The organism is Flavobacterium terrae (genome assembly GCF_900142035.1).
GTDB lineage: Bacteria > Bacteroidota > Bacteroidia > Flavobacteriales > Flavobacteriaceae > Flavobacterium > Flavobacterium terrae.
Map to the genome: position 1 here is coordinate 542,706 of NZ_FQZI01000002.1, position 22,649 is coordinate 565,354.

Sequence of the window (22,649 nt, forward strand, 5' to 3'; positions counted from 1 at the left end):
CTTATTTTAAAGGAGAATCTCCAGTTACAGTTATACCCATAGATCTAGCTGTTCCAGCAACCATGCTCATTGCTTTTTCAATTGTGAACGCATTTAAATCAGGCATTTTATCTTCAGCGATAGTCTTAATCTGGTCCCAAGATACACTTGCAACTTTTTTACGATTAGGCTCTCCTGATCCTGATTTTAATTTTGCAGCTTCTAATAATTGAATTGCAGCAGGTGGAGTTTTTACAACAAAATCAAACGATTTGTCTTTATACACAGTAATTTGTACTGGTAAAACTTTGCCAGGTTTATCTTGTGTTCTAGCATTGAACTGCTTACAGAACTCCATGATGTTAACCCCAGCAGCTCCCAAAGCAGGTCCAACCGGTGGCGATGGGTTCGCAGCACCTCCCTTTACTTGTAGTTTAACTACTTTACTAACTTCTTTAGCCATTGTTTAAAAATTTAGCACATCTATCAATTGGAAGCGATTGATGTGAGTTATTATGTAACAAAAAATTTATACTTTTTCAACTTGCATAAAACTTAACTCTAATGGTGTTTTTCTTCCAAAAATTTTCACCATTACTTCAAGCTTACGCTTTTCTTCATTAATCTTCTCAACAGTTCCATTGAAACCATTGAAAGGACCATCAGTTACTTTTACTGTTTCACCTAATGTAAATGGAATTGCACCATGATCTACAGTTACAGCCAACTCATCAACTTTACCTAGCATTCTGTTCACTTCAGACAGACGCAAAGGCACAGGATCTCCTCCTTTTACTTCACCTAAAAATCCAATTACTCCAGTAATAGATTTAATGATGTGAGGAATCTCTCCAGTTAAGTTAGCTTCAATCATTACATAACCAGGAAAATACACTTTGTCCTTACTGATTTTTTTTCCATCACGTACCGTAACTACTTTTTCAGTAGGCACTAATACCTGAGAAATATAATCAGCCATACCAACACGATTAATTTCCTGCTCGATATAAGCTTTAACTTTGTTTTCTTGTCCGCTAACAGCTCTTACAACATACCACTTTTTCACACTAGTTTCCGCCATGACAAAAATTATCCTTTTATCCAGTTAAAAAATCCAGCAATTGCTTTTCCAAAAACAGTATCAATTCCCCATGTAGCCAAAGCAAAAATCACAGAAAAAATTGCAACAATTATAGTTAATTTTTGCACTTCTTCCCATGTTGGCCAAGTTACATTTGACTTTAACTCTTCGAAAGCTTCTGATATGTAATTAGTAACTTTATTCATCCTATTTTGTTTTTGCACGGGCGGAGGGATTCGAACCCCCATCAACGGTTTTGGAGACCGCTATTCTACCCTTGAACTACGCCCGTATGTTAAAAATCCAGCAGCATAACTGCTGGATTTATATAATTATTGTAAAATTATTCTACAATTTCAGTAACCTGACCAGCACCAACTGTTCTACCACCTTCACGGATAGCGAAACGTAAACCTACGTTTAATGCAATTGGGTTTAATAAAGTAACATCAATAGTTAAGTTATCACCTGGCATTACCATCTCTACACCTACAGGTAAAGAAATTGTACCTGTTACGTCAGTTGTACGTACATAGAACTGCGGACGGTAGTTATTGTGGAATGGAGTGTGACGTCCACCTTCTTCTTTTTTCAAGATATAAACCTCAGCTTTGAATTTAGCGTGTGGCTTAACAGATCCTGGCTTACAGATAACCATACCACGACGGATATCAGCTTTGTCAATACCTCTTAATAATAAACCTACGTTATCTCCAGCTTCACCTCTATCAAGGATTTTACGGAACATCTCAACTCCTGTAATAGTAGAAGTTAATTTATCAGCTCCCATACCGATGATTTCAACAGGATCTCCAGTATTAGCAACTCCAGTTTCGATACGACCTGTAGCAACAGTTCCACGACCTGTAATTGTAAATACGTCCTCAACTGGCATCAAGAATGGTTTTTCGTTATCACGAACTGGCTCTTCGATCCAGTTGTCAACAGCTTCCATTAATTCGATGATTTTTGGTACCCAGTTTGGATCATTGTTTAATCCACCTAAAGCAGAACCTTGAACAACAGGACCATTATCTCCATCATATTCGTAGAAAGATAATAAATCTCTGATTTCCATCTCTACTAATTCTAATAACTCAGCATCGTCAACCATATCCACTTTATTCATGAATACAACGATACGAGGAATACCTACCTGACGTCCTAAAAGGATGTGCTCACGAGTTTGTGGCATTGGACCGTCTGTAGCAGCAACTACTAAGATAGCACCATCCATTTGAGCAGCACCAGTAACCATGTTCTTAACGTAATCCGCATGACCTGGACAGTCAACGTGAGCGTAGTGACGATTAGCTGTTTCATACTCTACGTGAGATGTATTAATTGTAATACCTCTTTCTTTCTCCTCAGGAGCGTTATCGATTTGATCAAACGATTTTGCTTGACAGTAACCTGCATCAGATAATACTTTAGTGATAGCAGCAGTCAAAGTAGTTTTTCCGTGATCTACGTGTCCGATAGTACCAATATTTAAGTGCGGTTTCGAACGATTAAAACTTTCTTTTGCCATTTTACTTAATTTTTAATCTTAGTTATATATTAGTGTTCAAAAAATTCAAAATTTGAGCCAATGACGGGATTTGAACCCGTGACCTCTTCCTTACCAAGGAAGCACTCTACCCCTGAGCTACACCGGCTTTTGTGAGTCCAGAAGTTAGAATTTAGAAGCTTGAATAAATTTCTAAATCCAGAATTCTAAATTCTCAAAAAGGATTAACTCGCAATGCTTGTTGATCCCGTAAGGCGAAGCCTTACTCAAAGCTTTTATTTTTTCGAATTATTAAAAGTAAACTTTTATCATTCGCTTCAAAAAACTTTGTGGGGAGAGCAGGATTCGAACCTGCGAAGGTTTCCCAACGGATTTACAGTCCGTCCTCGTTGGCCGCTTGAGTATCTCCCCTCCTTGCTTTCAATATTTCAAATGCTCAATTTAATTTCAACTAATTAAATATGAGAAAATTGAGCCGATGGAGGGACTCGAACCCACGACCTGCTGATTACAAATCAGCTGCTCTAGCCAGCTGAGCTACACCGGCGACTCAATAAAAAAGTCCGCTATTTCTAACGGACTGCAAATGTATGTATTATTTTTATTAATCAAAACTTTTTTGCTTAAAATTTTATTTAGGCGTGAGCTCTAATCTTTTCTTTACGTTTTAGTAACAATCTTTCCATTGCTTCAGAAGCTAATTCGACACCTTCTTCAAAAGATTTGCACTGTTTTTTTACGATAAACTCATCACCCGGAACGATAATTTTTGCCTCTACAATTTTATTTTCTTTCTCACTTGTCCTTTCAACTTTCAAAAACACATCTGAAGAAACTATCTTGTCGAAGTATTTTTCTAATTTGTTAACTCTTACATCTATGAAATCAACTAATTTTCTGTCAACATTAAAGTTAACTGCATGAACATTTACCTTCATAATTTTAAAATTTTAAGTTAAACAATTATAAAGAATCATTTTTGCTTCTTGGATGCGCATTACTATATACGTTTTTCAATTCGGTTAAACTTGACTGTGTATAAACTTGGGTTGACGCAAGACTTGAATGTCCCAACAATTCTTTAATTGAATTTAAATCAGCCCCATGATTAAGCATATGAGTCGCAAATGTGTGACGAAGCATGTGCGGACTTTTTTTTACTTTTTCAGAGACATTACTAAAGTAACAATTTATTAACCTATAAACAAACGTTTCGTTTAATTTATTTCCGTTACTTAATAAAAATAAATTATTCTCATCAACGATTTGTTTTAACGATTTTCTTTCAGCAAGATACATTTTTAATTGCTGTATCATTAAAGGGAGTAGCGGAATTATTCGTTCCTTATTTCTTTTTCCCAAAACCTTAATTGTAGCATTAGACAAATCTAAATTACTTAATTGCAAGCCTATCAACTCTGAACGCCTAATCCCTGTAGTGTAAAATAAATCGATAATCAATTTGTCACGGCAACCTTCAAATCCTTTTGGATATTTTATTTCAAACAACACCTTGTTTAATTCTTCTTCAGAAAAAGGAACCTGAATCTTCTTTGGAGTTTTTAAAGCTTTGTGTTTTGCCAATGGATTTGATTCGATTTGCTTTGTTTTTAGCAAAAATCTATAAAATGCTTTTAAAGAAGCTATTTTTCTATTTATAGAAACATTCTCCACTCCATCATCAACTAATGAGACAATCCAACTACGAATCAAAGTGTACGAAACCTCCTCCAGAGAAATTTCGTCATAATTTTCTTTTAGAAAAGCTTCAAAAAAAGCCAAATCATTTCCATAGGCAAGCGCCGTATGTTTAGAATAGTTTTTCTCTTTTAGTAAATAGTCTAGGAATTTTTGTTGATTTGAATGCATAAAAAAATCGTTAGTATAAAAGTACAAAACTTCTACAACTAACGATTTTATATTATCAGAAAATTAACGTATTAACTTTCGATGCTATCTCTTAATCCTTGGATATATTGAGCTTTTTGGATTTGTGCTCTTCTTGTAACAGAAGGCTTAGTGAACTGCTGACGTGCACGCAATTGTCTTACAACTCCAGTTTTATCGAATTTTCTTTTGTAACGTTTTAACGCTCTATCGATGTTTTCTCCGTCTTTAATTGGTATAATTAACATAATTTAGACACCTCCTCTCATTTACGGGTGCAAAACTAGGAAATTATTTTTAATTACAAAATCTTATTTATCAATTTTTTAGACATCACTACTTGTTTACCCTTTAAAAGAGCTCATAACTTAACTTAACTGCTTCAATCATCTCCTAATTCATAATTTAACAAAAAATAAGTAACTTTATAAATAACATATAACCTCACATAAGTATGTCAAATCATATTGTAAAAATTCTTCAGTCTTATTACATTACTCACGATGTAAAATGTTTTATTGTTGAAAAACCAGATAACTACGATTTCGTTCCAGGACAAGCAACTGATGTATCTATTAATTTACCCGATTGGCAAGACAAACCTCGTCCTTTTACTTTTACAAGTTTGAGAGAACAGCGTTATCTTGAATTCATGATAAAAATTTATCTTAACCACAATGGAGTAACTAGTATGCTTGGCAAAACTAATGCAGGGGCCGAATTAATCCTTCAAGAACCGTTTGGAGGGATTCAGTTTAAAAAACCAGGAGTCTTTATAGCTGCAGGAACTGGAATCACTCCATTTCTATCCATATTTAGAGATTTATATAAACAAAATAAACTTTACGGCAATCGATTAATTTACACCAACAAAACTTCGGACGATGTGATTATGGATGCTGAACTTAAGAAGCTTTTAAAAAACGATTATTTAAAAGTATTTACAAGGGAAAATATCATTGGTTTTACTGGCAGACGAATTGATAGAAATTTCTTGATTGAAAACATAGCAGATTTTGGACAGCATTTTTATGTGTGTGGCCCTCAAGATTTTGTGAAAACGATCACAGGACACCTATTAGAGCTTGGAGTTACCTTAGACGCAATGGTTATTGAAGAATAAAAAAGCCAGTTTTAAACTGGCTTTTACTTTTAAATATTATTACAAAGATTATTTCTTAACCGCTGGTTGATAATCTTTATTATCAATTATCATTTTAGATAAAATTTCTTTAAGAATTTCTGAGGTTCCTCCGCCAATTGGGCCTAAACGGCTATCACGGAACAAACGTGCTAACGGATATTCTTCCATATAACCATAACCTCCTAGCATTTGCAAACAATCATAAATAGCTTGATCAGCTACTTTTGTAGATTTTAACTTAGCCATTGTAGCTTCTTTTACTACATATTCACCAGCATTTAATCTAGCTACAGCAGCATAATTAAAAACTTTACAATGCTCCACTTCTGTAGCATGTTCTACCAAAGTGTGACGCAAAGCTTGGAAAGAATTGATTTTACTTCCAAAAGCCTCACGTTGCGACATATATTCAAGGGTATAATCAATTGCATATTCAGTTCTTGCATGAGCATTAATTGCCATAATTAATCTTTCTAATGCAAAATGTTGCATGATATAAGGAAATCCTTTCCCTTCTTCACCCATTAAATTTTCAAGAGGAATTTCAACATTATCAAAAGCAATCTCAGCCGTATCTGAAGCTCTCCATCCCAACTTATCTAATTTTGTAGCCGAAACCCCTTTCAAATTAGCATCAACTAAAAACATACTAATTCCTTTATTACCAAGTTCAGGATTTGTTTTTGCAGCCACAACATAATAATCTGCATAAACACCATTAGTAATAAAAGTTTTTGAACCGTTTATTATGTATTTATCCCCTTTTTTCTCAGCAACAGTTCTCATCCCTGCCACATCACTACCACCAAAAGGCTCGGTAATACACAAAGCACCTATTTTTTGACCAGCAATACTTGGAGCTAGATAATCTTGTTTAATTCTTTCTCCTCCTTCTGCATTTAAATGAGTCATCGCTAAATAAGCATGAGCCCACATTGCTGCTGCAAAACCCGAAGAATTAACTTTTTGAAGTTCTTCTAAAAAAATTACCGTATAAAATAAATCAAGATTTGAACCACCATAAGCTTCAGGATAATTAAGACCAAAAAAGCCCATTTCTCCGAATTTTTCCCAAATAAAACGTTCTATCGCTCCTGATTTCTCCCATTTTTCAATGTGAGGCACTACTTCTTTTTGTAAAAAATCACGAAAACTCTCTCTAAACAATTGATGATCTTCGGTAAAATATGTTGAATTCATAAGGTTGTATTGTACTTTTTTTAGCTTTTTTATTTAAAGTCCAAATATAGGGCAATAATTTTGACTTTTTCAACAGGAAAGCCCTTAATTTTTATTAAATCTTCAATTGATTTTATTTCTCCGTTCATACTGCGATACGTTACAATCTCACGAGATAATGAAAATTTGAAATATGGAAATTTTGACAACTCTTTTGTAGAAGCGTTATTAATATCAATTTTAGTTGTGCTAGGTAAATTGCTAATTTTGAAATATTTGTTGAGTTCTGCAATTACCTCTGGAGACAATCCCCAAACATCATTCATTTGTTCCATACTAACAAAACCTCCTAAAGATTCTTTAAACTTTAGAATACGCTCAGAAATTCCATCTCCTATCCCGTATATTTTTATTAAATCTTCTTTTGTCGCTTCGTTTAAATCTTTTTGAACAATCTTTTCAGGCTTTTTTTCGAATGTATTAAAGTCTTTTTTGGCATACATTCTTTGAGAAACATTTTTATTATTTACCCAATCAGGAAATTTAAAATATGGCGAAATTTTAGCCAATAAAGAATCCGAGACCTGAGTCACTTTCTGAAATTCTTGTGCAGAATTTACAAATTTCCCAGATTTTCTAAATTCGAGAAGCCTGTCAATTTCTGCAACTTTCATTCCTAATTTGTACCCTTTAAAATCTGTTATAAAATTTGGATTAAATGGATACATCTTGTAACTATCTTCTCTGGTGGTATTATTTTTTAGAGAATCAATTTCTACTTGTAAAGCTAGCCACTTCTTTCCTTCATCTGAAATCTCCACATCTTTAACCGAATAAAAACTAATAGAAAAATAAACCGCTTGAAGCAAGACAATTAAAAAAACCAAAAGAGCAATACCAATGCGCTGCTCTTTATTAAAATACAAGAATTTTTCAAAAATCATATCATTTACAAATCGAATACAGAAGTTCTTTTGGTACGAATCAAATCTTTGAGTTTAATTATAAAACCTAATGTAAGATAGACTCCAAACCACAAACCAGCTGTAACAAATGAAATATAAATAAAAAAAAGACGAACACTATTTGCTCTCATCCCTAACCTATCTGCTAATCTAGAGGCAATGTGAAATCCTTGTTTTTCGAAAAAATATTTCAGCTTAAGTACAAATGACACTTTGTTTGATTTTATGAAGTAAACTTACAATTATTTTCTATTTCTTCAAAAGTTCAATACCAATTGAACAAGTTAAACATTTCCCTAAATCACAATATTTCTTTTTTAATTCTATTAATGCTTGTGATTGAAAAGCATTATCAGATTTAACACCAATTGCAATGAATTTATCTACTATTACATTTTTTTCAGGTTTTATCTCTTCTAGAATTTTAATTGAATCTTCAAAAGTTTCTTTTCCAAAACTCCTATCATACAAAAACTTAAAAGGGACAATCGTATTAATCATAAGAAGATCAATAAAAGATTTTGACAGCAACTTCTTTTTACAAACACTCAACCTATCAAATTGATAATGGGTCTCCCAATACTTTTCTACTCCCACATCAAATAACTCATAAAAATCGTTTGTTGATGAAAGTGCAATACTTTTTGAAAATAAGTTTTGATGTTTAGCATAGAGTTGCGCTAATTGCGAAAGCCTTATTGTTGGAAAATTATCTGGCCTAAGCTTATAATATTCAACTTTGGCTACTAAATGATCTTTCAAATTATACTTTTGCTTTAAATACTCCCATCTTATATACAAATCTCTACCATAAGTATCCTCATAACTTTCGAGCATTGTAAGAGTACCGTAAAATAAAGCTTCTAAATTTTGTGGGTCAAAGCTTTCTTTTCGAATAATTTCAAAAGGAATTGATTTTGCCATTTGAAAAAAGGAATCACCATTTACATTTAACCCAAAGTTTTTAGCCAAAAACCAAAAGAAAACTGCTTCCCAATCGTTTTTAGAAAATTCGAGACATTTTTGTATTTCTTCAGAACGTTTCTCTAATCGCTCTAGATATAATTTTTCTTGCCAGTTTTTTAAAACGAAGTCTGACACATCAAGAATATTATTTTCACAATTTATCCAAGATTTCCGTTCTTTAAGTTTAGAATATTTAAACAATGCTTTCTTTGAGACAAAATTTGAAATTTCCAAAACAGGAATTATCGAATTATCCTTTCTGTAAATATCAACATCATTTTCCCAAACAACATGTAATATAACATTATCGTAGCTTTGGTCTTCATGATGATTATGCAAGTACCAATCTGAAGATTTGTTGTGTATCTCAATATTCCCGGCCCATTTTTGATTTCCTATAATAATCTGAGCATTAAAGAAATCAGGACCACTCGTTTTTAAGCATGAACCAGGTTTTACAACCTGTAATTCATCACCTTGAGTAGTCCTGAGAGGACAAGTGTCCATTCTTTGGAATTGCCAAATGTGGTGTAAAAATTCTTCTTGCATGGCGTGTATAGAAATGTAAATATAAAAAAAATCCTACAAAATTTTTGTAGGATTTTAAATTTATTTTCTAAAGCTATTACTTTATAGAATTGATTATATCATGTTTTGTTATAATATGATACTTTCCTTTTCCTAAGTCAACTAATACCGCCTGATTATCTTTGTTGATTAGTTTTGACACATCCTCTACCGCTGTACCTAAAGAAACTATTGGAAATGGATTACCCATTACCTCTCTAATAGGTTTATCGGCAACATTTTTATCTGTGATATAACTTTGGAACAAGTCAGATTCGTCTACAGAACCTACAAAGCCAGTAACATCTACAACTGGAATTTGGGAAATTTTATATTTGCGCATTCTTTCAATAGCATGTGAAACCAACTCCTCTGTTCTTACAGTCACTAACGGCTTATCAATATGCTCTTTAATAAGATCTTCAGCTTTTGTTACTTCTTCCTCTAGGAATCCGCGTTCACGCATCCAATCATCATTGAACATTTTACCTACATAACGACTTCCTGAATCGTGGAATAAAACCACAACAACATCGTCTTTTGTAAAATGCTCTTTTAACTGAATTAACCCTTTAATTGCTGCTCCAGCTGAATTTCCTACAAAGATTCCTTCTTCTAAGGCTATTTTACGAGTGTAGACAGCTGCATCTTTATCGGTTACTTTTGTAAAACCATCAATTAAAGAGAAATCAACGTTTTTAGGTAGGATATCTTCTCCAATACCTTCAGTGATGTAAGTATAAATTTCGTTCTCGTCAAAAATTCCAGTTTCATGGTATTTTTTAAAAACCGAACCATAGGTATCAATACCCCAAATTTTAATATTTGGATTCTTTTCTTTTAAATATTTTGCCACACCAGATATTGTTCCTCCAGTTCCAACTCCTACAACAAAATGTGTAATTTTTCCTTCTGTTTGTTCCCAGATTTCAGGACCAGTTTGCTCATAGTGCGCAATAGCGTTACTAGGATTGTCATATTGATTAACATACCAAGAATTTGGAGTTTCTTCAGCTAAGCGTTTAGATACTGAATAATACGAGCGAGGGTCTGTTGGTTCTACATCTGTAGGACAAACTACAACCTTTGCACCAACTGCTCTAAGAATATCGCATTTTTCCTTTGATTGCTTGTCTGAAATCACACATATCAATTTGTAACCTTTTACAATTGCTCCAAGTGCTAATCCCATACCTGTGTTTCCAGATGTACCTTCAATAATTGTTCCTCCTGGTTTCAATCTTCCATCAGCTTCGGCATCTTCAATCATTTTTACGGCCATTCTGTCTTTTACAGAATTACCTGGATTAAATGTTTCAACTTTTGCTAAGACTAAAGCATCTACTTCAGCGGTAACTTTGTTTAGTTTAACTAAAGGAGTGTTTCCGATAGTTTCTAATATGTTTTTTGCGTATTGCATTATATTTGTTTTTTGTTGTTACAAAGGTAAAAAAATGTACTTGATTATTGAAATCTAACTGAATGCGTGAGGGATGGCAGCAAGTACCATGTACTGCGAACAGCCCGACCATGCCTATGGCAGGGTCACGCCCTAATTACTGAAAGAAATTCCATACTAAACCAAAACGAATAACAAAGTCCTTATATGGGTTATTAGGTGCGGCATAATAATCTCTTCCTGTAAAACTTGAATTAAAATGCTCTGCTTTTAGGAAAATTCGACATTGTTGAACACGAGCATTTACAAAGAAATCTATGAGCGGAAAGTTTCCAATCTTCTTGGAATTCTGAGTATAAAATTCAGCAATTAATGGATTGTAGGCATTAGCATAATAACCTGTAAAATACTGGAATGTAAAACCTGTTTGTAAGAACATAGCCTTTTTAAAAAGGTAGTCAGAAAAATACAAAGTATTACGTGTAGTAATTTTTGGAACATTTAAGATTGGATCATTTTGAGTTACTTGCTGATACAAAACCGTGTTATCTAAAGCAAACTTTCTAAACTTAAACTCTTTTTCTACTTTAAGCGAAAAATATCCGATAGTGCTATTGTATTGTTTAGGAGTAACTAAAATCTCATCAGAACTTAGTGAATCATCGCTAAAATACAAATGATCAGTTAAAGTTGAAATTTGTGCTTGAGCAGACCCCCATTGCGTTGTTGCATCTATTTTAAGCGTATTAATTTTTTCGTTATTAAAGCTATGCTTCCAGTTGTAATTTACAAAATCACTTTGATATAAGGTATAATTCATATCAGGCACTTTGCTTAAATTTAAGTATTGTGCAGAAAAATAGTTTTTATCATTAAACTTATACTTAACCGAAAGATCTAATGTAGAAAATGTTTGCTTAGAAATAGCTTTAGAAAATAAAGCGTAACCATATATTTTATTCTTGTTGTAAAAATACTTTCCACCAACTGCGTTTAAATCATTATTATTTGTATTTGGTATCAAAATTTGATTTCCGGAAACAATATAACGATCATAGAAATAATTGTATTTGAAGTCTTCAATAAAGAAATTGAATTTACCTATTAATGAGTTACTAAAAGTTGCGCCTAGCTTATTATACATTACGTTACTTTTAGTTAAATCATTATAATTTGAATTCACAAAGCTACTACCATACCTTTCAGTTTTAGTAGGCATTTTAAATTCAAAATATTTTGTCTCATAACTAAACTGATGATCTAACAAAACATTATTTGCATTATCATTTTTATTGATTCTAAAACTATGGTCAATAAAATAACGTTTTCCCTTAAGCATTGAAGATGCATCAGATAGATTAACTTCAAGTCTTGATCGATCTGTGAATTCTGAATTACCTGATTCAAAGTTATCAATATCTATAATCCCATCATTTTCTTTATTCAACATATCCTGACTTGTATAATGTAGATTAGCAATATATCTTCTGTTACTTGTACTATAACTAGTAGTAAACCTGAAATTACCAGAACTTGATAGGTTGTTAATGTATTTTCCCAAGGAGCGAAGCCCTTTATAAGCAATGGAAAAATTTAAATTTTCTGAAGTATTTAAAGTAATAAAAGCATCAAGGTTTTGGCCTTGTTCAAGAACTGTTTTAAAATATAATTCCGTAAGTGGTGTCGCTACAGAAAAATATTTAATGTCATTAGCATTTAAATAATTAAAATGCTTTCCTTTAAAACCAAAATTAGGCAATGAAGTTGTACTTGAACTAATTCCAAAATCTAATGTATTATAGGTGTGACCATCATTAGCAAATGGTAATAATCCAAAATTATCCCTTCTGAGATAATTAAAGGCATACTCCTTTTTTATCGTTAAGGAAGTATCAACATAAACAGTATCCTTATTAAGGGAAATAATTCTATACTGATTATGTTTAGCTTTAGGAGCTTCTTTAGGAGCTTCACGAAGTGACTTAGCCTTAGTTGTATCTTTATCAATCAAAGAAGTATTATCAATACCTCCGCTTGCTCTCCTCAATGGATTCCTTTGTGCAGAAACACTACTCCAAGAAAAAACAAAAAAAACTATTACTATTAAAGATAATCTCATTCCATTTTTAATTATGGCAAATGTAATAAGAAAATACAAAAAAAGCCGATAAAATAAATTATCGGCTTTATATAAAAGAATAACTAAACTAGTTTATATCAAACTCTTCAGTAATATCTGTTCCAAAATCACCTCCACCTGTAACCAGTATAGCTCCAGAATCCGAAAGATTACTAACAGTATAAGTCCCTGTCATACCATCCCCGTACGAATCATAAATTACAAAATAGTAGTGACCTGCAGCCAAACATAGTTGAGTAGAAAAAGATGCATCTCCATCAGCATAGCCGTCTCCAGAAGCAACTAAATTTGAATTCTCATCGATTAATTCCCAAGAAGTTTCAGAAGCATAATCATCGAATAAAAAATCAATTTTAACCTTTGAACCATTACAGAATTCAGTAACATTAATAGTTAACGGTTTACCTACATAAATTCCAGGAGCTGCTGCCAAGTTTAAAGCAATTTTTTTTCCAGTTCCTAAATTGTTCCCTGTTACAGTAACATTGAAAGTACCAACATTTGAATTTGCAGGAATTGTAACAGTTGCTGGAACTGTATAATCACTTGCAGGCATTGTTGTTGCTGTTGGCGCTGTATTAACTACTATACTATATGTTCTATCATAACTCATTACAGCAGAGGCATACACTTTTACAGAACCTGTTTTAGTAGCATTAGCTTCCACTTCAATGTTATTTGACATCTCCAAAGATGCATAATTTAAAGCTTCATTATCATCATCTTCATTACAACCTACCATTATTGTAAATAATGCGAAAATTGCGCTGAGAATTGTTATTTTTCTAAAATTCATAATATTTGTTTTTTAATATTAATAATTCTGACCATCAATGAATGGGTTGTTCAACACTTCAGCTTGAGGAATTTTGAAAGTTAACTTCTCATCATTTGAAGGAGTAGATGTACCCGCTTGATAAACGTGATTAGTTCCTCTTGTAGCATTCTTATGATTACGTTTCATAGATAAATATGATTTACCTTCTCCCCATAATTCAATTCTCGTTTGCTTATAAATTTCATCTAATAAAGCTTGTCCCGTTAGTGCATCAATGTAAGTTGTGCTAGTCAAACGATTAGACAACAAATTAGATAGTAAAGATTTTGCAGTAGCTTCATCTCCACTTTTAGCAGCAGCTTCAGCTCCTAATAAATAAAACTCATCAACTCTCATATAGATATAGTCAGTTGTAATATTTCTTTGTCCACCAGCAACTTTAGCTGGATCAAAGAACTTATTTAAAGGCAATTGAGTTGAGGCAGAAAATTGTGTTTTTCTGATATCAGATGCAGGAATAGAAGCGTATAATGCATTATCCATAACTTTTCTATCACCAGCCCAAGCATAACTATAGGTATACACATCTACTTGTCCCCACCAAGAAACTAAGTCTAATCCTTGATCTGTAGTCAAATCCGCACCCCACATCCAAGATGGAGTATTAACATTATTAAAACCACCTTTTAATTCAAGTGCTGTAGTTTTAGGGAAACCTCCATTATTAACGATATCAACTGATAAGTCTTTAGCTTCTGCATTCATACCCATAGCAGCATATGTGTAAGCCAATAATCCCTTAGCAACAACATCATTAACTTGGTTTTTATTTTCTCTTGTGTAGCCATTCAACAACGTAATTGCACTATTAAGATCACTTACAATTAAAGCATACACATCAGCTGTAGTACTTTTAGGTTGTGCTTGTTGTTCTGGATCTGTATAAATAGGTAAAATTGCTCTAGATGACTCAAACTCTCTTGAATAGAATTGAGCTAAATAAAAGTAAGCGTAACCTCTTAAGGCTTTAGCTTGACCCATTAAATATTTATTTTCTTGATTTACAGGAGTAATATCATTACCTCCTAGTGTTTTAATAACAATATTACAAGAACGAATTATACGATAATAATATCTCCAAGGCTTATAGTTTTCATTTCTTGTGAAATCTACAGTCGCTTGATAATTAACCAATCTAGAATACCATCCATAGACACTAGCTGACAAAGCCATATCTCCAGATAACATATCCGAATAAATATCATATCCTTTCTGACCAAAATCATCATGATCTAAGTTTGTACCCCCAGTACCAGTTTCAAACATAGTACTATAAATTCCAGAAACTAATCCCTTAACTAAGGCAGGGTTATTAGCAGCTGCTTCAGTATACTGCTCTTGAGTAATAATTTCTGTAGGTTCAGTGTTAAGATAATCTTCACTACAACCAACAGTACTCAGCAACAATACTGCAAAAATTGAATTAATTAATTTATTTTTCATCTTTTTTCTTTTTAAAATTCAAGTCTTAAACCCATTGTAAAAGTAGATAATGTAGAATAACGATAAGTATTTGAATTACCATTTTCAGAAGTAGAAGGATTTAAACCTTTACGCTTTGATGACAAAAACAAGTTATCTCCAGACACAAAAATATTAAACTTAGATATAGCTAACTTATCAGTAAATTTAGATGGCATTGTATATCCAATTCTCGCATTATTTAGACCAATATAGTCAGCTTTAGTCAAGAATCTAGTAGATTGAGAAGCAACGTTTGCATCTTGACCAGCAGATAATCTAGGAATATCTGTAATATCACCTGGTTTTTGCCATCTACCTCTAATATCTGTTGACCAGTTATTTGCACCTGCTGTACCATTAGCCATTAAACCAGCATAAGCCCCATCATAAACATAACCTCCTAATCTGTATACAAATTGAGTAGTTAAATCAAAGTTCTTATAAGCAGCATTCAATCTGAAAGCACCTCTAACTTTAGGTATAGATGATTTACCAACATAATTTAATGTAGCTTGAGCATAATTATTTGTTGTTGTTTTACCAACATTCGCATTAGGGTTAGCTGCTAAATAATCAACCATACTAGGGATTGTAACATCACCTGTGTTAAAAATTCCATCTGAGTTTTTATCATCAAAATATCTAAACCAAAGAGCTGTACCATCAGCAGCATCAACACCAGCCCATTCTCTTAAATAGTAATCATAAATTGATCTTCCTTGAGACCATGCAAAAGGAGCATCATTAGAATCAAGGACTTTAGGCATACCTGTAGCTGGATCAATAGGCATTTTAGTTATCTTGTTTTCAAGAATCTCACCATTTACACCAAAATCTAAACTAAATCCTCCTCTATTTTCAGCTTTTAATAAGTGTGCATTTACATCAAATTCAATACCACTATTTCTTAACTGACCATCATTAACTTGAATAATAGCAACCCCTGTAGATATTGCTGTTCTTCTTTCAAAAATAAGATTATCAGTATTTTTCACATAGTAATCAACATTTAAATCCAATGAATTATTGAATAATGATGTTTCTATACCAACCTGAGCAGTTTTAGATGTCTCCCAAGTCAAATCTTTATTTCCTGGAATTGGTCTAGGAACTATTGAATAGTCATTATTAACAACACCAACATTAAATGTGTCATAACCTGGCCATAAACCTACACCTTCTTGATCTCCAGTTAAACCGTAACTTCCTTTTATTTTTAAATAATTAATATATTTTGAATCATTAAGAAATTTTTCTTTAGTAACAACCCAAGAAGCACCTACTGAACCAAAAGTCCCCCACTTATCATCTTTAAATCTTGAAGAACCATCACGACGACCTGTAGCCGTAAAATAGTATTTACCACTATAATTGTAATTTAATTGTCCAAAATAACTTTCTGTTTTAGCAGATTCTGTATAAGACAAAGTAGGACTACCAGTCAAAATATATTGACTCAAATCATAGGTATCTGGAACAACTGATCTATATTTTGAAGCTTCAATAGTATTATCTTTCCAGCTGTTAGACTCATGAGCCACAAAAGCCTCAAAATTATGATTACCAAAATTATTTTTATATCTTAATAATTGTAGGAAATTTTGCATAATATAACTTTGTCTATTCTTATACAAAGATCCTAATTGTGAAGCAGAAGATCCGTAGAATGGATTACCTCTTAAATTTCTCTCGAAATCACGATATTGAGCACCATACAAAGTTTCAAAAGTCAAACCTTTATATAATTTAACATCAAAATTAAAACTACCATTAAATTCTTTAGTATCTCTACGATCTCTATCAAACTTAGCATCTGCAATCGCATTTGTTAATGCACCAAAACCTCTTTGACCAGCAGGACCTCCTCCGTAATCATATTGATAACCTCCATAAATTGGATCTTCAACCATATTTCCAGCAGCATCTCTAGTAAAAAGAGGATAAATCGAAGGAATGTTATCTACAAACCAAAATATACTTCCAGAATCAGAAGTTTGTCCATTATTATTACTTCTCGATCCACTAAAACCAATATTAGCACCAGCTTTTAACCATTCTTTAGGTTGATGACTAACATTTAATCTTGTTGTATATCTCTTGAAATCAGAGTTAATTATTGTTCCCTTTTCGTCTAAATAACCAAACGAGCTGAAATAACGTGTTTTATCATTACCTCCACTAAATCTAACATTTGTCTCTGTTCTCATTGAACTATTAAAACCATAATCTTCCCAATCTTCTGGATTGTATCTTCTAGTAACTCCAGGACGAACTTGTCTTGTATTCGGATCGATTAAATCAGAAGCACTTGCAACATTCCACATGTTGTAAGCTGGACTAATACCTGCCTGAGATGTATCAAATAAAGCACTATTTGCAGATGCTGTAGGATTTGCACTTCCAGTAGCAACAGCTCTATTATAAAGCGACTCCCATGTCAAACCAATATACTCCTCAGGAGATTCAATAACATCATATCTTGGTATTAACATCATATTAACACTAGTTTTTGAATCAATTTCGATTGAAGTCTTATTAGCTTTACCTTTTTTAGTACTTATAACAACAACACCATTAGCTCCTCTTGAACCATAAACAGATGTAGCCGTAGCATCTTTCAAAATAGTTAATGACTCAATATCCTCTGGGTTAATTGCATTTAATGTTCCAGTAAAAGGAACTCCATCTAACACATACAATGGATCTCTATTACCATTAACAGATCCAAATCCACGAATACGTATTGTAGCAGAAGTACCTGGCTGACCAGACGTTGTAATTACATTAACACCCGCTACCTCACCTTTTAAGGCTTGAGAGATATTAGCCACAGATTTTGCCTGAACATTTTCTGATTTAATTTTGTCTGCAGTACCTACATAAGCTTCTTTAGTTGTCGTTCCGTAACCTACAACAACAACTTCATTCAACACTGTAGCATCGTCTTGCATTACAACATTAATTGCATTAGCAGCACCAATCACTCTAGTTACTTCTTTCATCCCTAAAAATGAAAAAACCAACGACTCTCCTTCTTTAGCTTTGATAGAATAAGCTCCATCAAAACCTGTCTGCACTCCACGTTGTGTTCCTTTAACAACAACATTTACTCCAGGAAGTGGTCCTGAAGCATCAGACACAACTCCTGTTATAGTTTTCTCTTGAGCGAAAGAAAACTGCATTGTTAACGCCATTAATAGCGTAAAAATCCATTTGAACTTTGATCTCATATCAATTTTACTTTGAGTTAGTTATTTCGCAAACTTCTTAATAATTTCTTAAAAAAACAAATAAACAACAAAATAAAACGATTTGATTTACGTTAAAGTTTACTCGATAATAAAATCAAATAATCAAAAACTAATGCCTTTTGTAAGAAATAATCTATTTTTTTAGATTTAAATTTATATTTTTGACAAAACTAATTTTATGTTAAAGAGTTATTTTTCTAACTCATCACTTGAAGCAGGAACAGATGAAGCAGGAAGAGGGTGTTTGGCAGGACCTGTAACTGCAGCAGCAGTAATACTTCCAGATGATTTTCACATAGAAAAACTCAACGATTCCAAGCAACTTTCCGAAAAAGTTAGAGAGAAATTAAAACCCACAATTGAAGAGAAGGTTTTAACTTTTGCTTTCACGCATATTCTGAATGAAGAAATAGACGAAATCAACATACTGAACGCATCTATGAAAGCAATGCAACAAAGCATTCTTAAGCTTACCACAAAACCTGAATTCATAATTGTTGACGGAAACCGACCTATATTTAGCAAACTTGGCATAAAAACAAAGTCTGGTTATAATTTTTCTGAAGAAGAAATTGAACATTTAAAATCAATCCCAAACCAAAGCATTATTAAAGGAGATAGTAAGTATTTAAGCATAGCTGCAGCCTCTGTTTTAGCCAAAACCTACAGAGACGAATACATGAATAAAATACACGAAGAATACCCAATGTATGGATGGAATAAAAACAAAGGATATCCTACAAAAGATCACCGAAAAGCAATTGCAAAATATGGTCCTACAAAATACCACCGAATGTCATTCAGATTATTACCTGAACAATTAAAACTCGAGTTATAAATAAAAAAAAGGTTCATTATGAACCCTTTTTTTTATTTATATCATTTCTGCTTCAAATAGATTTGCAAAATGCTTCACAATTTTTTGCTTCACTTCTTCTTCATCAATCTTCCTACCTAATTCCACATGAAGCGATGTAACCGCTTTTCCTTTTATTCCGCATGGAATAATATTATCAAAGTAACCTAAATCTGCATTTACATTTAACGCAAATCCGTGCATGGTTACCCAACGAGAGGCACGCACACCCATAGCACAAATTTTTCTTGCAAAAGGCGTTCCTACTCCTAACCAAACTCCTGTTTCTCCTTGACTTCTTTCCGACTCGATTCCATATTCTGCCAAAGTCAAAATAATAGCTTCTTCCAGCAAACGTAAATACTTATGTATATCAGTAAAGAAATTTTCTAAATCTAAGATAGGATATCCTACAATTTGTCCCGGTCCGTGATACGTTATATCTCCTCCTCTATTGATTTTATAAAACGTTGCTCCTTTTGCCTCCAATTGCTTTTCTGAAAGCAACAAGTTAGACATATCTCCACTTTTTCCCAAAGTATACACATGCGGATGCTCTACAAAAAGAAAATAATTATCCGTTTCTATCGATGGCGTTTCTCTCTTCTGAATTTTCTGGCTTACAATTCCTGAAAATAGTTCCTCTTGAAAATCCCAAGTATCTTTATAATCTTTTTGACCTAAGTCTTGAAGTTTAACTTTTTTATTCATTTTTTATTTGGGCAACTTTTCCGCCTTCCGTTCTCGCTTTTTATATTTGATGATTTCGAGAGCCTCAACCATCAAACCCAAAAGAGCTTCACTCAAGTCGGGTTGCAAATTTTAATATTATTTAAAAACAACCTCGAAATTTAATTTTTCAGGCTCTTTCATATATTCGTTAAAAGGATATTCTATAGTAATCGTTTTTCTATCTTCAGAGAACATCGCTGTTTTATTAGAAACTGATTTTACAGCTTTTGGAAAATGATACTTGATAATATATTTAGACGATTCATAAATCATTTTATAAGAAGCAGCAGCCGAATCGTTTTCTAATCTTTTCAAAGCTTCTTTATCAACAATTGCCTTGCGAGAAAATTTCTTCCCATTGTACTCATAATTAACTTTAGCAGTGCTTGAACCAAAACCTCCCATATCACCCATTGGATTATTTTTAGCCTGACCTTTATTCATCTTTTGAAGCTCAGACATACTCGACATTACCTCCTGCAATTCTGCAACCGATTTAAAATCAGTATTCATTGCAAACAAAAATTGATTCGTATCAAAATTCATTTTCATTCGCATGTTGAATTTTTCGAGGTTTTTAATTTTAGCCTGCTCTTCTTTAGAAAGTTTTGCAATACTATCCCTTTTTGCATCAAACATCTCTTTAAAAGAAAACACCGAATCAACATTTTTCTCTTGTTTCAAAGAATCTTTTGGCATCATCGCCATAATACTAGAACCATCCATATCCATATTATATTTTCCAGTTCCATCAGGATTTATGGTTATTTCTTCAGTAAAAGTACAACTGGTTAAAACAAGTAATAAGGCGAATAATGAGAATAGTTTTTTCATGTAAAATTTAGTTTTGTCAAAGATAAACATTATGAATCCCAAATCACAAAAAACAAATTCTAAATATTTCACAATATTGAGCCATAACGTTAAACCTAAACTTTTGAACTTGAAGCAAAAAAAATTATCTTTGCACCCTTAAAATTAATTGCTATGCAACTTTCGGAACAAGAAATCATTAGAAGAGACAAACTGAACGCTTTGCGTGAATTGGGTATTAACCCTTATCCTGCCAACTTATATCCTGTTGACCATACATCGAAACAGGTGAAGGAAAACTTTGAAGAAGGCAAGAAGGTTGTTGTGGCTGGACGTATCATGAGTATGCGCGATCAGGGGAAAGCTTGTTTTGCCGAATTGCAAGATAGCGAAGGAAGAATTCAATTGTATTTAAACAGAGATGTAATTTGTCCAGACGAAGACAAAACATTATACAATCAGGTTTTCAGAAAATTAACTGATCTTGGTGACTTTATTGGTATTGAAGGAGAATTATTTACCACTCAAGTTGGAGCAAAATGTGTACGTGTGTCAAACTTTACTTTTTTAAGTAAAACATTACGTCCGTTACCATTACCAAAAACAGATGAAGAAGGAAAAGTATTTGATGCTTTTGTTGATCCAGAATTACGTTACCGTATGCGTTACGTTGATCTAGTAGTAAATCCGCAGGTAAAAGAGGTTTTCATGAAGAGAACTAAATTATTTACTGCCATGCGTACGTTTTTTAACCAAGCTGGCTATATGGAAGTTGAAACTCCTGTATTGCAATCGATTCCTGGTGGAGCTGCAGCACGTCCTTTTATTACTCATCATAATAGTTTAGATATTCCACTATACATGAGAATTGCTAACGAATTATATTTAAAAAGATTAATTGTTGGTGGTTTTGATGGTGTTTACGAGTTTTCTAAAAACTTCCGTAACGAAGGAATGGACAGAACACACAATCCAGAATTTACAGCAATGGAAATTTATGTAGCCTACAAAGACTACAACTGGATGATGGAGTTTACAGAAAACTTATTAGAATATTGCGCTACTCAAGTAAATGGAACTACCGAAGCTACTTTTGGAGAACATAAAGTAAACTTTAAAGCACCTTATGCTCGTGTAACGATGACTGATGCCATCAAACAATTTACTGGTTTTGACATTACAGGAAAAACGGAAGCTGAATTATTTGAAGCTGCCAGAGGAATGGGTATTGATGTAAACGAAACTATGGGTAAAGGAAAATTAATCGATGAGATTTTTGGCGAAAAATGTGAAGGCAACTTCATTCAGCCAACATTCATCACTGATTACCCGAAAGAAATGTCTCCTTTATGTAAATCACACCGTGACAATCCTGATTTAACGGAACGTTTCGAATTAATGGTTTGTGGTAAAGAAATTGCAAACGCTTATTCTGAATTAAATGACCCAATTGATCAAAGAGAGCGTTTTGAAGCACAAATGGCGTTAGCTGCAAAAGGTGACGATGAAGCAAACGGAATTATAGACGAAGACTTCTTACGCGCTTTAGAATATGGAATGCCTCCAACATCTGGATTAGGAATTGGAATGGATAGATTAATAATGTTCTTGACAAACAATGCTTCAATCCAAGAAGTTTTATTCTTCCCTCAAATGAGACCAGAGAAAAAAGGGCCAGAATTAACAGAAGAAGAAAAATTAATCATCGAATTGTTAAAAGCTGAAGACAACCAACCATTAGCTCAACTTAAAGAGAAATCGGCTCTAAGTGGAAAAAAATGGGATGCAGCCATGAAAGGTTTAGCTAAACATGGCTTAACTAAAGTTGTTGTTGATGGAGATAACAAAACAGTGGTTTTAAATTAAGCTACTTCAATC

The 22,649-nt window shown here is 33.0% G+C and carries 21 protein-coding genes and 4 tRNA genes; 3 read left to right on the forward strand and 22 right to left on the reverse strand.

What is annotated here, in order from left to right; genetic code table 11:
- Position 1: 1 nt before the first annotated feature.
- The 11 genes from rplK to rpsU all read right to left on the reverse strand — a co-directional run bounded on the left by rplK (position 2) and on the right by rpsU (position 4,705).
- Positions 2 to 442 carry a 50S ribosomal protein L11 gene (gene rplK / locus BUC09_RS06800; RefSeq protein ID WP_073309952.1) on the reverse strand — a complete coding sequence of 147 codons (441 nt, stop codon included), beginning with the start codon at positions 440 to 442 and terminating at the stop codon, positions 2 to 4.
- A 66-nt stretch (positions 443 to 508) separates the two neighbouring features.
- Positions 509 to 1,060, reverse strand: coding sequence for a transcription termination/antitermination protein NusG (nusG, locus tag BUC09_RS06805; RefSeq protein WP_073309954.1), 552 nt, complete (start codon positions 1,058 to 1,060; stop codon positions 509 to 511).
- A gap of 8 nt (positions 1,061 to 1,068) precedes the next feature.
- Entirely contained in the window at positions 1,069 to 1,266 is a 198-nt protein-coding gene (gene secE, locus BUC09_RS06810) for a preprotein translocase subunit SecE (RefSeq protein ID WP_073309956.1), read from the reverse strand.
- 15 nt (positions 1,267 to 1,281) lie between these two features.
- A tRNA-Trp gene (locus BUC09_RS06815) sits at positions 1,282 to 1,352 on the reverse strand.
- Between the two features lie 51 nt (positions 1,353 to 1,403).
- A complete protein-coding gene (tuf, locus tag BUC09_RS06820) occupies positions 1,404 to 2,591 on the reverse strand; it encodes an elongation factor Tu (protein WP_073309958.1) in 1,188 nt (395 codons plus the stop codon).
- Positions 2,592 to 2,646: 55 nt separating this feature from the next.
- Positions 2,647 to 2,718, reverse strand: a tRNA-Thr gene (locus tag BUC09_RS06825).
- Between the two features lie 182 nt (positions 2,719 to 2,900).
- Positions 2,901 to 2,981 (reverse strand) — tRNA-Tyr (locus BUC09_RS06830).
- A gap of 62 nt (positions 2,982 to 3,043) precedes the next feature.
- Positions 3,044 to 3,117, reverse strand: a tRNA-Thr gene (locus BUC09_RS06835).
- 88 nt (positions 3,118 to 3,205) lie between these two features.
- On the reverse strand, positions 3,206 to 3,508 hold the full coding sequence (gene hpf / locus BUC09_RS06840; RefSeq protein ID WP_073309960.1) for a ribosome hibernation-promoting factor, HPF/YfiA family: 303 nt from the start codon (positions 3,506 to 3,508) through the stop codon (positions 3,206 to 3,208).
- 25 nt (positions 3,509 to 3,533) lie between these two features.
- Entirely contained in the window at positions 3,534 to 4,439 is a 906-nt protein-coding gene (locus tag BUC09_RS06845) for a tyrosine-type recombinase/integrase (protein ID WP_073309962.1), read from the reverse strand.
- A gap of 71 nt (positions 4,440 to 4,510) precedes the next feature.
- Positions 4,511 to 4,705: a 30S ribosomal protein S21 gene (gene rpsU / locus BUC09_RS06850; protein WP_073309964.1), complete on the reverse strand. Its 195-nt coding sequence runs from the start codon at positions 4,703 to 4,705 to the stop codon at positions 4,511 to 4,513.
- Between the two features lie 206 nt (positions 4,706 to 4,911).
- Between rpsU and BUC09_RS06855 the strand changes: the two genes are divergently transcribed.
- Complete coding sequence (locus BUC09_RS06855; protein ID WP_073309966.1) at positions 4,912 to 5,580, forward strand: ferredoxin reductase domain-containing protein; 669 nt, start codon at positions 4,912 to 4,914, stop codon at positions 5,578 to 5,580.
- A 48-nt stretch (positions 5,581 to 5,628) separates the two neighbouring features.
- On the opposite strand, the gene BUC09_RS06860 is transcribed toward BUC09_RS06855, so the two are convergent.
- The 9 genes from BUC09_RS06860 to BUC09_RS06900 all read right to left on the reverse strand — a co-directional run bounded on the left by BUC09_RS06860 (position 5,629) and on the right by BUC09_RS06900 (position 18,349).
- Positions 5,629 to 6,801: an acyl-CoA dehydrogenase family protein gene (locus BUC09_RS06860; protein ID WP_073309967.1), complete on the reverse strand. Its 1,173-nt coding sequence runs from the start codon at positions 6,799 to 6,801 to the stop codon at positions 5,629 to 5,631.
- A 29-nt stretch (positions 6,802 to 6,830) separates the two neighbouring features.
- Complete coding sequence (locus BUC09_RS06865) at positions 6,831 to 7,724, reverse strand: ComEA family DNA-binding protein (RefSeq protein ID WP_073309969.1); 894 nt, start codon at positions 7,722 to 7,724, stop codon at positions 6,831 to 6,833.
- Positions 7,725 to 7,729: 5 nt separating this feature from the next.
- Positions 7,730 to 7,957, reverse strand: a complete 228-nt coding sequence (locus tag BUC09_RS06870) for a PspC family transcriptional regulator (RefSeq protein WP_073309971.1) — start codon at positions 7,955 to 7,957, stop codon at positions 7,730 to 7,732.
- Positions 7,958 to 7,994: 37 nt separating this feature from the next.
- Positions 7,995 to 9,260 carry a DUF2851 family protein gene (locus BUC09_RS06875; RefSeq protein WP_073309973.1) on the reverse strand — a complete coding sequence of 422 codons (1,266 nt, stop codon included), beginning with the start codon at positions 9,258 to 9,260 and terminating at the stop codon, positions 7,995 to 7,997.
- 76 nt (positions 9,261 to 9,336) lie between these two features.
- Positions 9,337 to 10,698: a pyridoxal-phosphate dependent enzyme gene (locus BUC09_RS06880; protein ID WP_073309975.1), complete on the reverse strand. Its 1,362-nt coding sequence runs from the start codon at positions 10,696 to 10,698 to the stop codon at positions 9,337 to 9,339.
- Between the two features lie 136 nt (positions 10,699 to 10,834).
- Positions 10,835 to 12,796, reverse strand: coding sequence for a putative porin (locus BUC09_RS06885; protein WP_073309977.1), 1,962 nt, complete (start codon positions 12,794 to 12,796; stop codon positions 10,835 to 10,837).
- A gap of 88 nt (positions 12,797 to 12,884) precedes the next feature.
- On the reverse strand, positions 12,885 to 13,613 hold the full coding sequence (locus tag BUC09_RS06890) for a hypothetical protein (RefSeq protein WP_143161876.1): 729 nt from the start codon (positions 13,611 to 13,613) through the stop codon (positions 12,885 to 12,887).
- 18 nt (positions 13,614 to 13,631) lie between these two features.
- Positions 13,632 to 15,098 (reverse strand): RagB/SusD family nutrient uptake outer membrane protein, encoded by a 1,467-nt coding sequence (locus BUC09_RS06895; protein WP_073309981.1) that lies wholly within the window; start codon positions 15,096 to 15,098, stop codon positions 13,632 to 13,634.
- An 11-nt stretch (positions 15,099 to 15,109) separates the two neighbouring features.
- Positions 15,110 to 18,349: a SusC/RagA family TonB-linked outer membrane protein gene (locus BUC09_RS06900; protein WP_073309983.1), complete on the reverse strand. Its 3,240-nt coding sequence runs from the start codon at positions 18,347 to 18,349 to the stop codon at positions 15,110 to 15,112.
- Between the two features lie 199 nt (positions 18,350 to 18,548).
- On the opposite strand from BUC09_RS06900, the gene BUC09_RS06905 reads away from it, so the two are divergent.
- Positions 18,549 to 19,208 carry a ribonuclease HII gene (locus BUC09_RS06905; protein ID WP_073309984.1) on the forward strand — a complete coding sequence of 220 codons (660 nt, stop codon included), beginning with the start codon at positions 18,549 to 18,551 and terminating at the stop codon, positions 19,206 to 19,208.
- A 36-nt stretch (positions 19,209 to 19,244) separates the two neighbouring features.
- Here BUC09_RS06905 and lipB read toward each other — a convergent pair whose 3' ends face one another.
- Positions 19,245 to 19,937: a lipoyl(octanoyl) transferase LipB gene (gene lipB, locus BUC09_RS06910; protein ID WP_073309986.1), complete on the reverse strand. Its 693-nt coding sequence runs from the start codon at positions 19,935 to 19,937 to the stop codon at positions 19,245 to 19,247.
- A gap of 117 nt (positions 19,938 to 20,054) precedes the next feature.
- On the reverse strand, positions 20,055 to 20,792 hold the full coding sequence (locus BUC09_RS06915; protein WP_073310401.1) for a hypothetical protein: 738 nt from the start codon (positions 20,790 to 20,792) through the stop codon (positions 20,055 to 20,057).
- A gap of 153 nt (positions 20,793 to 20,945) precedes the next feature.
- Between BUC09_RS06915 and lysS the strand changes: the two genes are divergently transcribed.
- Positions 20,946 to 22,637 (forward strand): lysine--tRNA ligase, encoded by a 1,692-nt coding sequence (lysS, locus tag BUC09_RS06920; protein WP_073309988.1) that lies wholly within the window; start codon positions 20,946 to 20,948, stop codon positions 22,635 to 22,637.
- The last annotated feature ends 12 nt before the right edge of the window (positions 22,638 to 22,649 follow it).